Below are 11,667 nucleotides of genomic sequence, written 5' to 3'. Positions count from 1 at the left end.
CGCCTAGAAGCTGTTCTTCCACATCATCGACTCCATGGGCCGCTCGCTGACGCGATTGTACTTCGCATTGGGCTTCTTGTTGTAGTAATTCTCAATGTCGCCCTCTACGGCAAAGTAGATCAGCTGTCCGATCGGCATACCGGCATACACGCGCACGGGGTGGGTGCAGCTGATCTCCAGCGTCCAGTGGTTGCAAAAGCCTACATCGCCCTTTCCGGCCGTGGCGTGGATGTCGATACCCAGCCGGCCCACGCTGCTCTTACCCTCCAGGAAGGGCACGCTGCTGTGCGTCTCGGTATACTCCAGGGTGACGCCGAGGTAGAGGGTATTGGGGTGCAGCACGAAGCCCTCCTCTCCGATCTCCATTTCTTCGATCTCGTTGTGCTTGCGGGCGTCCAGGATGTGATCCTTGTAGCGGGCCAGGTGCTTGCCGAGGTGTACGTCGTAGCTGTTGGTCCCCAGGTTGGCCCGGTCGTAGGGGCGTATCACGATCTCGCCCCGGTCGATGGCGGTCAGTATTTTCTTATCACTCCAGATCATGCGGGCAAGATAGGCTACTAGATATCGGAGAAGTCGCCGCTACAGGGTCACCTCGTAAGGTCCGGCCGGCACGAAGTCTTCCAGCCAGTAATCTGTACTGTACACTGTGATCCGAAAGCTTCGCTCCCCCTGCGGCTCGCTTTTGATCTGGTAGAGCAGATTCTTCGCGGCGGCAAATTCACCGCTTTTCAATTCGTCTTCGTACAGCCGGTGTAGCAGGGCGTGTCCGTCCATGGCGGGTGCCATCAGACGCAGGAGCAGGGCAGCCTTGGGATTTTGCAGACGCTTGGCCCCTTCTTCATCCTTAGCGGTGACGGTGAAGACTACTTCCCGACCGTCGGGCTTGGGGTGTCCGCCGTTGTAGGCGGCGTAGAGCAGGGTACCTACGCGGAAGAAATTGCGGTGGTGCACCGGTTCGGGATACTCCTCCCAGAGCCGCTCGGTGTCCATCTCGTGGCTGCTATTCTGTCGCTGACCGGGCGTCAGGGCATCCTCGGGAAAGACGTACTTCATGAGCAGATCGGCCGCCTCGGGCTTCTCCAGGTCGGCGATGGACATGAACGCCATCTCCTGCACTTCCTTGTCGGATAGTTCGGAGGCATCACCGTAGTCGGTCAGCTCGAGCAGTTTGCGGTAGTCGTCCGTTGTCCAGTCGCCGGGCAGTTCACCGATCGATTCGGAGGAGACAGGCGTGATGGCAAAGGTGTGGGTGTCGGTCATAGTATCCGAACACGGGGCCGGGTAGCTTGTGCGGGCGGGGCCGCGGGTGCGGGCTTTTGCGCGCGGGCGGACCAGTCAGGCCGCAACACCCACCCGCGCCAAATCGTTAACGCACAACAAGCCGCACCGATGTACCGTAAACTCCCCCTGCTGTTCCTGCTCCTCGTCCTGACCACCGTGGCCCGTGCCTCTACCATCCTGATCCCGATGGACGATACCCAGACCGATCACCTGAAGGCCTACGGCATCACCTACTGGGTACTCGACAACAATATCGAGGCTTGGTGGCTACTCAATTATCGCGGCGGCAGTTTCGCCTTCCAGCACAGCCGGGCCTTCGAGCGGGAGTGCCTGACGCGGGGCGTAAAGTACGAGGTCATTCCCGACGCCCGCTTCAACGGCATCCTGGCCGAGATCGCGAATCCGGAAAAGAATATGGACGCGATGAAGCTCGATAAGGCCCCGAAGATCGCCGTCTATACCCCCGACTACAACTTCCGCGAGGGCACCGACGTGCAGCCCTGGGACGATGCCGTGACGCTGGTACTTACCTACGCCGAGATCCCCTACGAGACCGTGTACGACAACGAGGTCCTGGACGACAAGCTCGCCGAATACGACTGGCTGCACCTGCACCATGAGGATTTCACCGGGCAGTTCGGCCGCTTCTACCGCAGCTTCCACACCGCCCCCTGGTACCGCCGGCAGGTCGCCTACCAGGAAGAGCTCGCCGCGGCTAATGGCTACGAGAAGGTCAGTCAGCTTAAGCTCGGCGTGGTCAAGAAGGTCAAGGAGTACGTCGGCGGCGGCGGCTTCATGTTCGCTATGTGCTCGGCTACCGATAGCTACGATATTGCCCTGGCGGCGGACGGCACCGACATCGCAGCCCAGTACTACGACGGCGACGCGATCGACCCCAATGCACAGTCCAAACTCGACTACAGCAAGACCTTCGCCTTCGAAAATTTCCAGCTGGAGCGCAACCCCTTGGAGTACGAGTTCAGCGACATCGACCACAATCCCCGTCCGGTCACCGAAGAGCAGGACTACTTCAGCCTCTTCGAGTTCAGCGCCAAGTGGGATCCGGTCCCCAGCATGCTTACCCAAAACCACGTGCGCTCCGTCAAGGGCTTTATGGGGCAGACCACCGCCTTCACCAACAGCCATATCAAGAGCAACATCCTAGTCCTCGGCGAAAATAAACCCGCCCAGGAAGCCCGCTACCTCCACGGGCAGTTCGGCGAGGGCTTCTTCACCTTCTACGGGGGCCATGACCCTGCGGATTATCGCCACCTGGTCAATGATCCGGAGACGGATTTGAGTTTGCACCCTAATAGTCCGGGGTATCGGTTGATCTTGAATAATATTTTGTTTCCTGCGGCTAAGAAGAAGGAGCGGAAGACTTGAGTTTTTTTTGGGGGGGGGGTGCCTGCGGCACTCTGGGAGGGGTTTAAACACGGATTGCGCGGATTTTGGGCACGGATTCGCACGGAGGTAACGTAGGTGAGAATGGGAGACGTTAGATGATGTAGCGTTTTATGCCTTGTTGTAGATTCTCTACATTGAAGTTGATGAGTAGGCCCAGCCGGATATCGGATAGGCGCATGTAGGTGAGCAACTGAGCGGTGAAGATGGGCGCAAGGGTATCGACTGCTTTGAGTTCCAGAATGACTTTATTGTCTACCAGAACATCTAGCTTATAGGCGGATTTAACGTGAATTCCGCGATAGAGTAAGGGTACTTCCAATTGATGTTGCACCTGCAGCCCAGTCTCTTTTAGTTCGTGGACTAGGCAGGCTTCATAGGCAGATTCCATTAGTCCAGGTCCGAGTGCCTTGTGCACCTTGAATGCCGCGCCGCGTATAGCGTAGGTCAGTTTTTCGTGTAGCATAGCACAAAAGACCGGCACACCACTCTACTATTTGTAGAGTGCCGTTAAATTATATTGTCGCGAAGTACCTATCACGTATCCGTGTTAATCCGTGCTCCAAATCCGCGCAATCCGTGTTTAGCCCTCACCCACAGGCAACTCCTCCAACACCACCGGATCATACACAAAACTATGCTCCGGCACCAGCCCCTGCACCCCATCGAAGTACCGGTAGATAAAATCAAAATCCGCCCGTACGTCGCCGGTAGGATAGAAAGGCTCCGAAAACTCGATCACCTTATTGCCGAAGTCGAACTTGGCGAAGACCATCGGTACACCGGCTTCGCGGGCGATCCAGTAGAAGCCCGTGCGGAAGCGGTCGACCTTCTTGCGGGTGCCCTCCATGGCGATACAGAGCTTGAACTCCTCGCGTTCGGCAAAGATCTTGGCTACGGCCTGGGTGAAGTTGGTCCGCTTTTCGCGCACGACCGGCACACCGCCGAAGCCCTTCATGATCAGGCCGGCCGGCCCCTTGAAGAGGGTGGACTTGGCCACAAACTGAATATACTGCCCCAATACCGCCCGGGAGTAAAGGCCGTAGGGGAAGTCTCGATTGGTGGTGTGCGGACCGGTCGGCACGACGCATTTCTTGGGCCAGTTGCCCTTGTTGTGGTCCACTACACGCATGCCATTGAGGCGCAGCATAAAACGGGCTAACCAGGCGGGCATCATGGGCGGGCGGGGGTTTCAATGGCTTCAAAAAATCCGGTCGCGCGGTTTTTCCGCACGCCATCCCAGGTAAAGTACCTACCATTCATGGCGATGTAGACACCCGCCGGTAGGGACTGCACAAAGGCCAGTGCGCTACCCAAGTTAAAGAATCCGTCGGACGAGCTGCCAAAGGCATACGGGATCATTGCCCCGGTGATGACGATGGTCTTGCCGCGAATGTCTTCGCTAGCCAGGTAGTGGGCGGTCTCCGACATGGTATCCGTGCCGTGGGTGATCAGGATCTGATTGGTGCCGACGGACCGGCAGTTATTGGCAATATTCTGGCGGTCCTGATCCGTGAGTTCTAGGCTATCGACCATCATGAGCGTACGGATACTCACATCGAGGGTCGACCGACCTACCTCCAGCATCTTGGGCAGACTACTGTCCTTGAAGTACAGCTTGCCCGTGACGAAATCGTACTCCTTATCGAAGGTGCCGCCGGTGATAAAAATCTGGATCACGCGCCGTACTTTTCAATAACCATTGCACTGGCGCCCCCGCCCCCGTTGCAGAGGGTGGCCAGACCGTACTGGCCGTCGCGGGAGTGGAGCGTGTTGATCAAAGTGACCAGGATGCGTGCGCCGGAGGTGCCCAGGGGGTGGCCCAGGGAGACGCCGCCGCCGTTCACGTTCATGTTCTTGCCGTCCAGGCCGAGCTCCTTACTGAAGGCCATGGGTACTACGGCGAAGGCCTCGTTGACCTCCATGTAGTCGATATCGCTCATGGCCAGTCCGGCGCGCTCTACGGCCAGGGGGGCCGCCTTGGTGGGCGCGGTGGTGAACCACTGCGGCTCGTGGGCGGCATCGGCGAAGGACATGATCTTGGCGATCGGCTTAAGGCCCAGCTCATCGACCACTTTCTGACTGACGAGCACCAGAGCGGCGGCACCGTCGTTGATGGTGCTGGCGTTGGCGGCCGTGACCGTCCCCTCCTTGCCGAAGGCGGGGCGCAGGGAGGCCATCTTGTCGAACTTGACCTTCTTGTACTCCTCGTCTTCGGTGACCACCACGTCGTCGCCCCGGCGCTGGGGTACGTGCACGGCTACGATCTCGCGGCCGAAGGTGCCGTTGGCGGTGGATTCGGCACTGCGTTTGTAGGACTCGGTGGCGTAGGCATCCTGCTCCTCGCGGCTGAAGCCGTACTTCACGGCGGTGGCGTCGGCGCAGGTGCCCATGGCATTCTGGTCGTAGGCATCGGTGAGGCCGTCCTTGCTGAGTCCGTCGATGAGCTTGCGGTCGCCGTACTTGGCACCCCAACGGGCGTCGGGGACGTAGTAGGGGATGTTGCTCATGCTTTCCATGCCGCCGGCGACGACCACGTCGTTGTGGCCGAGCATGATGGACTGGGCGCCGAACATGACGGTCTTCATGCCGCTGCTACACACCTTGTTGACGGTCGTGCAGGGCACCGTGTTCGGGATACCGGCACCAAGGGCAGCCTGCCGGGCGGGGGCCTGGCCGAGGTTGGCACTTACCACATTACCCATATAGACCTCCTGTACCCGATCGGGGGCGATACCGGCGCGCTCCAGGGCACCCTTGATGGCTGCGGTACCCAGCTGGGTAGCGGACAGGGAGGATAGTACTCCACCGAACGACCCGATGGGAGTACGGACGGCGGCAACGATGTAGACGGGGGGATGGTGGTGTGCGGGCATGAAGGACAGTATTTTGGCCAAAGATAGTTGCCAAGTCAACAGTGCCAAGCCGTAAATGGCTGGCTGGGGGGCCGGTACCCGCGCGTCCCTCCCGGGACCGACTTACCTTCGCGGCCATGAAGCACATCAGCGAGCTCCTCACCCTACTCGACCTCGATCGCCTGGAGGTCAATCTGTTCCGCGGCCAGAGCCGCTCGGTGGGCTCGGCGCGGGTGTTCGGCGGACAGGTACTGGCCCAGTCGCTGGCTGCGGCCATGCAAACCGTACCCGAAGACCGCTACGTGCACAGCCTGCACGGCTACTTTGTGCTGCCAGGGGATCTGGACATTCCCATCGTTTTCGAGGTAGACCGCATCCGCGACGGCGGCAGCTTTACGACCCGGGCGGTACGCGCCATCCAGAACGGCAAGGCGATCTTCTTTCTCACGGCCAGCTTCCAGCTCGACCAGCAGGGCTTCGAGCACCAGGCCACCATCCCGGACGTACTCTCCCCGGACGAACTAGTGAGCTACGAGGGCATGGCCAAGCAGTTCGGCGAGCAGCTGCCCGAAAATATCCGGCGTATCCTGAGTATTGAACGTCCCCTGGAATTCCGTCCGGTCGAATTCCTCAACCCCTTCGCCCACGAAAAGTATGCCCCCAGCCGCAACGTCTGGCTGCGCACCAAGGGGGAGATGCCCGACGACCGCCGGCTCCAGGCCCTGGTCCTGGCCTACACTAGCGACTACAACCTGCTGACCACCGCCCTGCTCCCCCACGGTCGGGCCACCGACTACCGCAATCTGCAGATGGCCAGCCTCGACCACGCCATGTGGTTCCACCGCCCGTTTCGGGTTGACGACTGGTTGCTCTACAGCATGGACAGTCCCAGTGCCAGCGGCGCACGCGGTTTTACCCGGGGCAACATCTTCGACCAAGAGGGTAAGCTGGTCGCCAGCGTAGTACAGGAAGGCCTCCTGCGCGAGAAAGCCTAAGCCTGCGGACAGACCGACATACCAGTCAGATTCTCAGTACCTTTGCGCCCGTTTAGCCCCTCACCCGCACAGCGGTCTACCGAGCGAAGCGATCTACCCCGCGAAGCGGTCTACCAGCCGAAGGCGTCTAACGAGCCGAAAGCGATCTAACCCCCCTACCCTATGTTAAGCGCCACCGGCATCTACCAGCAGTACGGCGACCGGATCCTCTTCGACCGGGTCACCTTCACGATCGGCACCCGCGACAAGCTCGGCCTGGTCGGCCGCAACGGAGCCGGTAAGTCGACCATGCTCAAGATCATCGCCGGTGATATCAGCCCCGACGAAGGCAAGGTGGAACGGGAAAGCGGCTCCACCCTCGGCTTCCTGCACCAGGAAATGGATATGCCCACCGGCAATACCGTCATGGAAGAGACCCTGACGGCCTTCGCCCACATCACCGAGATGGAGGAGCGGCTGGAGGAACTCAACCAGGAAATGGAAGTCCGCACCGACTACACCTCCGATTCCTACTCCGAGATGCTGGAGGAGTTTACTCACTTGACGGAGCGCTTCGCCCTGGTCGGCGGCATCACGATGGAAGCCGAGGCGGAAAAGGTACTCAAGGGACTGGGCTTCAAGAACGGCGACTTCGACCGGCAGACCACCGAGTTCTCCGGCGGCTGGCAGATGCGCATCCTGCTGGCCAAGATGCTGCTGCAACGCCCCGACTACCTGCTGCTGGACGAACCGACGAACCACCTCGATATCGAGTCCATCATCTGGCTGGAAAACTGGCTGTCTAGCTACTCCGGCGCGGTCATCACGATCAGTCACGATAAGCAGTTTCTGGACAACGTCACCAACCGCACCCTGGAGATCGAACTGGGGAGCGTCTACGACTACAAGGCCGGCTACTCCAAGTACGTAGAGCTTCAGGCCGAGCGCCGCGAAAAGGCCGAGTCTGCCTACCTCAACCAGCAAAAGGTGATCGCCGACAAGGAGCGCACCATCAGCCGCTTCATGGCTAAGGCCACCAAGACGAAGATGGCGCAGTCCATGCAGAAGCAGCTCGACAAGATCGAGCGCATCGAGCTCGACGTGACCGACAAGTCGGTCATGAACCTTCGCTTCCCGCCCGCCCCCCGCTCCGGCGCGATCACCATGAAGGCCCGCCACATCACCAAGACCTACGGCAAGCTCAACGTACTGCGCGGCGTAGACCTCAAGGTGGATCGCGGCAACCGCGTGGCCTTCGTCGGGCAGAACGGTCAGGGTAAGACCACCCTGGCCAAGATCCTGATCGGTAAACTGCCCGCCACCCAGGGGGAGGTCGAGCTCGGACACAACGTCAGCGTAGGCTACTACGCCCAGAATCAGAGCGATGCCCTGGATGGCAACAAGACGCTACTGGAGACGATGGAGGAGGCCAGTCCGCCCGAAATGCGCACTCGCCTGCGGCAGACCCTCGGCGCCTTCCTCTTCTCCGGTGAGGATCAGGATAAGAAGGTCATGGTACTCTCCGGCGGCGAGCGCGCCCGTCTGGCCCTGGCCTGTATGCTGCTGCGCCCCTTCAACCTGCTGGTGCTCGATGAGCCGACCAACCACCTGGACATGGCCAGTAAGGATATGCTGAAGTCGGCCCTGATGGATTACGACGGCACCCTGCTCGTAGTGAGCCACGACCGTGAGTTCCTAGCCGGTCTGACCGACCGCACCGTAGAGTTTCGGGACCATAAGCTGTACGAGCACATTGGCGATGTCAATACCTTCCTGGAAAAGCGGCAGCTGGACGATATGCGCAGCGTCGAGCTGCAGAAGCCGGTGGATAGCCAATCCGCCGCTCCCGCGTCGAAGCCGAAGAATAGCCCCAGTCAGGACGAACAGCGGCGCCTGCAGAAGGACGTCGCCAACGCGGAGCGCAAGATCGAGCGCCTGGAGGGAGAGATCGAGCAGATCCACCTCAAGATGTCAGACCCCTCCTTCTACGACGATGAGGCGCGCGTAGCCTCCGTCACGGCCAAGCTCAAGGACAAGCAGGACAAGCTGGCAAGCGTCATGAAGACCTGGGAAGCGGCCAGTCTGGCGCTGGAATAAGCCGGTCTACGAACTCCCTACGGGACGTCGGATTGCGGACCGTTTCCTCCGCCCACCACCGAATATTCTGTCGGTACGGGTAACCGACTTAATTTATTCCTAAATCCCCGCCTCTGCTTATACTTTTCACTTGTGGCAAACGTATATTACGAAGAAGCGAGGGCGAGTAATTCCACCGCCCCGCCGTTCGTAATCTTCCTGAAGCTAAGCCCCGAATGAAACGTATTGCCGCCCGGCTGGTCATCCTTCTTACCTGCGTACTGGCCTTTGCCAATACGAACCTGACCAACCTCGGCAATCCCGATGCGTACCAGCGCTTCTCCATCCCCTTCTACACCCAGGCGGTCGACCTGACCTACGACCCGGGCATGCTGATCGAAGACCCCAAGGCGCTGACCAATGCCTCCATCCGCGCGACCTACAATCAGCTCGAGCGCCGCCCCACCCAGGTCCTCCTGAACCACCTGCTGGCCGCCAAGGCACACTACCGCCTCAACGACTTCCTGTTCTACAAACTGGCCAAATCCACCGTCGAGGCGGTCTACCGCGGCGAGTCCGTCAATGCCCAGCGGATCACGCTCTACAAACTATTAGTTGATAGTGGCTTCGACGCCCGCCTGACCTTCCGGGGCGAGGAGGTATTCATCAACGTGTACACCACCCAGGAGCTCTTCGAGGTACCCATCATCGAGACCGATGGTCGCCCCTACGCCAACCTCAGCTGCCTGGGCGGAAGCTGCGAGGGCCGCCAGCGGCTATATATCTTCAACGACCACCCCAATCCCCGGGGCAAGTCCTTCGGCTTTCAGCTCCAGAGCTGGCCTACCCTGGCCGAGCAGCCCGTGGCCAAAGACCTCGAGTTCACCTTTCACGGCGTACGGCAGCAGCTACAGGTCACCTTCGATCAGACGATGGTCGACATCATGTCCGACTACCCCTTCATCCACGAGTACTGCTACCTGGAGACCCCGCTGTCGCCCATCCTCACCGAGAGCTTGCTGCCCCAGCTCAGTGGCTACATGCAGGGTATGGATACCCAGCAGCAGCTGGAGCTTTTGGCCAGCTTCACCCGCTCGGCCTTCGCCTACAAGGAAGACAACGAGTACTTCGGCCGCTCCAAGCCGATGGTACCCGAAGAGCTGTTCGGGTACAGCTACTCCGACTGCGAGGATCGCTCGGCGCTCTTCTTCGCCCTGGTGCGTGACCTGCTCGACTTGCCCATGGCCGTCATCGCTTACGAGGATCACCTGACGGTAGCCGTCGGCTCCGATATGGAGGGTGATTCGTTCCACTACAAGGGGCAGCGCTACGTGTTCTGCGATCCCACCGGTCCGCGCAATAGCAGCCGGATCGGACAGGTTCCCCCCGGCTATGAAGATAAATCTTTTACCGTCATTGGAACCTACAACTAGCTGATTATCAGCTTTCTATACCCCGGTAAATTTACTATTCGGTACAGTTAGCGCCAATTGCTACATTTGCGGCCTGAAACACGGGGAACAATTCACTACCTCGCGGCTTTTTTAGGTACTTAAACTTCTACCCGTATGTACTGGACGCTCGAACTCGCTTCTCACCTAGAGGACGCTCCCTGGCCCGCCACCCGTGATGAACTCATCGACTTTGCCATCCGCTCCGGTAGCCCCCTGGAAGTGATCGAGAACCTCCAGGCCATGGAGGACGAGGGCGAGACCTACGAGGCCATCGACGATATCTGGCCCGATTATCCCCGCAAAGACGACTTCCTCTTCAACGAGGACGAATACTAGCCCCCCCAGGCGGTCACTAGTGCACAAAGCCGGTAGGTAACCCTTACCGGCTTTGTTCGTATCATGCCCCGTCCTCCGTGAAGTAAACTCCGTGTATTCCGTGTTTAACAAGCCCCTCACCATTGCCATCGACGGCTACTCCGCCTGCGGGAAGTCTACCCTAGCCCGTGCCCTGGCCAAGCGGCTGGGCTACAGCTACATCGATACCGGCGCCATGTACCGTGCCGTCACCCTACACCTCCAGCGCCAGAACGTAGATCTTGACGACGAGGGCGCGGTCGCCGGTGCCATGCAATCCCTCCGCATCACCTTCCGCCCCTCCGACAATCACGTGCTGCTCAACGGCGAGGACGTCGAGTCCGAGATTCGCGGACTGGCAGTAAGTAAGCTGGTCTCCCCCGTCGCCGCACTGTCCATCGTACGGCGGGCCATGGTGGAGCAGCAACGGCAAATGGGCAAGGACGGCGGCGTCATTCTCGATGGTCGCGACATCGGCACGGTGGTGTTCCCCGATGCAGACCTCAAGCTGTTCGTCACCGCCGATCTGGATACCCGGGTCGACCGCCGCCTGCGGGAACTGCGCGGAGCGGGCCGGGAAGTACAGCGGGTGGACGTAGCCGCCAACCTGGAGGAACGCGACTACATCGATAGCCACCGGGACGATAGCCCCCTACGGCAGGCAGACGATGCCATCCTCCTCGACAACACCGACCTCGGACTGGACGAACTCGTAGATCGCGGCGCCGCCCTGGTAGCCGACCTCAGAGCAGACCGATAAGGAACTGGAAGATCTGCACCGTCACGTAGACCAACAGGATCATCATCAGCAGGATCGAGCCAATCACGGCCAGCACGACCGGCCAGACGCTGCCGGTGTGCTTGCCTTCCTCATAGTACTCCCGCATCAGCTCGGCGTTGCGGTAGTTAGCCTTGTACACCAGGTCGAAAATGTTGCCCAGCACGGGGATCGAGCCGACGAAGGCATCCAGGATCACGTTGACCATCATGCGCGCTACCAGCAGTGGGCTGGCACCGTTCTTGGCCATCGTCGCAACCAGCGTGCCCGACATACCCAGTGACAGGATATCCCCCGCACCGGGGACCAGACCGAGAATGAAATCCAGCCCGAAGCGCACGCCGGTACCGGGGATACGGAATTTGGTATCCAACACCCGGCTGAAGGTATCGACCCAGCGGAGCTGGGGAATACTGCGTTGCTTTTCGGTAAGAATGGGGTGGTCGGGGGTATGCATAGGGGATGATCGGGCTGACTGATAAAGCGCAGCG

13 protein-coding genes are annotated in these 11,667 nt (G+C 59.9%); 6 read left to right on the top strand and 7 right to left on the bottom strand.

Annotated elements, in window-relative coordinates; translation table 11 throughout:
- Positions 1–3 precede the first annotated feature (3 nt).
- Positions 4–540, bottom strand: coding sequence for a dCTP deaminase (dcd, locus tag MJQ68_RS04450; RefSeq protein ID WP_238749783.1), 537 nt, complete (start codon positions 538–540; stop codon positions 4–6).
- A gap of 39 nt (positions 541–579) precedes the next feature.
- The gene (locus MJQ68_RS04445) at positions 580–1,260 is read right to left on the bottom strand and encodes an RNA-binding protein (protein ID WP_238749782.1); all 681 of its coding nucleotides are present in this window, start codon (positions 1,258–1,260) and stop codon (positions 580–582) included.
- A 129-nt stretch (positions 1,261–1,389) separates the two neighbouring features.
- Between MJQ68_RS04445 and MJQ68_RS04440 the strand changes: the two genes are divergently transcribed.
- On the top strand, positions 1,390–2,667 hold the full coding sequence (locus MJQ68_RS04440; RefSeq protein WP_238749781.1) for an asparagine synthetase B: 1,278 nt from the start codon (positions 1,390–1,392) through the stop codon (positions 2,665–2,667).
- Positions 2,668–2,779: 112 nt separating this feature from the next.
- On the opposite strand, the gene MJQ68_RS04435 is transcribed toward MJQ68_RS04440, so the two are convergent.
- From MJQ68_RS04435 to MJQ68_RS04420, 4 genes are all read right to left on the bottom strand, one after another.
- Positions 2,780–3,151 carry a GxxExxY protein gene (locus MJQ68_RS04435; protein ID WP_238749780.1) on the bottom strand — a complete coding sequence of 124 codons (372 nt, stop codon included), beginning with the start codon at positions 3,149–3,151 and terminating at the stop codon, positions 2,780–2,782.
- 117 nt (positions 3,152–3,268) lie between these two features.
- Positions 3,269–3,862: a 1-acyl-sn-glycerol-3-phosphate acyltransferase gene (locus MJQ68_RS04430; RefSeq protein WP_238749779.1), complete on the bottom strand. Its 594-nt coding sequence runs from the start codon at positions 3,860–3,862 to the stop codon at positions 3,269–3,271.
- Complete coding sequence (locus MJQ68_RS04425; protein WP_238749778.1) at positions 3,859–4,365, bottom strand: asparaginase domain-containing protein; 507 nt, start codon at positions 4,363–4,365, stop codon at positions 3,859–3,861. Before MJQ68_RS04425 ends, MJQ68_RS04430 begins: the two co-directional genes overlap by 4 nt.
- Positions 4,362–5,561, bottom strand: a complete 1,200-nt coding sequence (locus MJQ68_RS04420) for an acetyl-CoA C-acyltransferase (RefSeq protein ID WP_238749777.1) — start codon at positions 5,559–5,561, stop codon at positions 4,362–4,364. The genes MJQ68_RS04425 and MJQ68_RS04420 overlap by 4 nt, the downstream gene beginning before the upstream one ends.
- Before the next feature lie 116 nt (positions 5,562–5,677).
- Here MJQ68_RS04420 and tesB point away from each other — a divergent pair, with 116 nt between their 5' ends.
- From tesB to cmk, 5 genes are all read left to right on the top strand, one after another.
- Complete coding sequence (tesB, locus tag MJQ68_RS04415) at positions 5,678–6,535, top strand: acyl-CoA thioesterase II (protein ID WP_238749776.1); 858 nt, start codon at positions 5,678–5,680, stop codon at positions 6,533–6,535.
- Between the two features lie 162 nt (positions 6,536–6,697).
- Positions 6,698–8,611, top strand: a complete 1,914-nt coding sequence (abc-f, locus tag MJQ68_RS04410) for a ribosomal protection-like ABC-F family protein (RefSeq protein WP_238749775.1) — start codon at positions 6,698–6,700, stop codon at positions 8,609–8,611.
- Between the two features lie 215 nt (positions 8,612–8,826).
- Positions 8,827–10,023 (top strand): hypothetical protein, encoded by a 1,197-nt coding sequence (locus MJQ68_RS04405; protein ID WP_238749773.1) that lies wholly within the window; start codon positions 8,827–8,829, stop codon positions 10,021–10,023.
- Between the two features lie 135 nt (positions 10,024–10,158).
- Positions 10,159–10,380, top strand: a complete 222-nt coding sequence (locus MJQ68_RS04400) for a DUF2795 domain-containing protein (RefSeq protein ID WP_183494890.1) — start codon at positions 10,159–10,161, stop codon at positions 10,378–10,380.
- Between the two features lie 100 nt (positions 10,381–10,480).
- Positions 10,481–11,158: a (d)CMP kinase gene (gene cmk / locus MJQ68_RS04395; RefSeq protein WP_238749771.1), complete on the top strand. Its 678-nt coding sequence runs from the start codon at positions 10,481–10,483 to the stop codon at positions 11,156–11,158.
- Here cmk and MJQ68_RS04390 read toward each other — a convergent pair.
- On the bottom strand, positions 11,142–11,633 hold the full coding sequence (locus tag MJQ68_RS04390) for a DUF4112 domain-containing protein (protein ID WP_238749769.1): 492 nt from the start codon (positions 11,631–11,633) through the stop codon (positions 11,142–11,144). The genes cmk and MJQ68_RS04390 overlap by 17 nt on opposite strands.
- Between the last annotated feature and the right edge of the window lie 34 nt (positions 11,634–11,667).

Origin of the sequence: Neolewinella maritima (assembly GCF_923081025.1) — a bacterium.
Classification (GTDB): Bacteria; Bacteroidota; Bacteroidia; order Chitinophagales; family Saprospiraceae; genus Neolewinella; species Neolewinella maritima.
This window is presented reverse-complemented; position numbering and strand designations above follow the sequence as displayed.

Bases quoted from the DNA above. Each gene is read 5' to 3' on its own strand.
- dcd (WP_238749783.1), bottom strand. From the start codon at position 540: ATGATCTGGAGTGATAAGAAAATACTGACCGCCATCGACCGGGGCGAG.
- MJQ68_RS04445 (WP_238749782.1), bottom strand. From the start codon at position 1,260: ATGACCGACACCCACACCTTTGCCATCACGCCTGTCTCCTCCGAATCG.
- MJQ68_RS04440 (WP_238749781.1), top strand. From the start codon at position 1,390: ATGTACCGTAAACTCCCCCTGCTGTTCCTGCTCCTCGTCCTGACCACC.
- MJQ68_RS04435 (WP_238749780.1), bottom strand. From the start codon at position 3,151: ATGCTACACGAAAAACTGACCTACGCTATACGCGGCGCGGCATTCAAG.
- MJQ68_RS04430 (WP_238749779.1), bottom strand. From the start codon at position 3,862: ATGATGCCCGCCTGGTTAGCCCGTTTTATGCTGCGCCTCAATGGCATG.
- MJQ68_RS04420 (WP_238749777.1), bottom strand. From the start codon at position 5,561: ATGCCCGCACACCACCATCCCCCCGTCTACATCGTTGCCGCCGTCCGT.
- tesB (WP_238749776.1), top strand. From the start codon at position 5,678: ATGAAGCACATCAGCGAGCTCCTCACCCTACTCGACCTCGATCGCCTG.
- abc-f (WP_238749775.1), top strand. From the start codon at position 6,698: ATGTTAAGCGCCACCGGCATCTACCAGCAGTACGGCGACCGGATCCTC.
- MJQ68_RS04405 (WP_238749773.1), top strand. From the start codon at position 8,827: ATGAAACGTATTGCCGCCCGGCTGGTCATCCTTCTTACCTGCGTACTG.
- MJQ68_RS04400 (WP_183494890.1), top strand. From the start codon at position 10,159: ATGTACTGGACGCTCGAACTCGCTTCTCACCTAGAGGACGCTCCCTGG.
- MJQ68_RS04390 (WP_238749769.1), bottom strand. From the start codon at position 11,633: ATGCATACCCCCGACCACCCCATTCTTACCGAAAAGCAACGCAGTATT.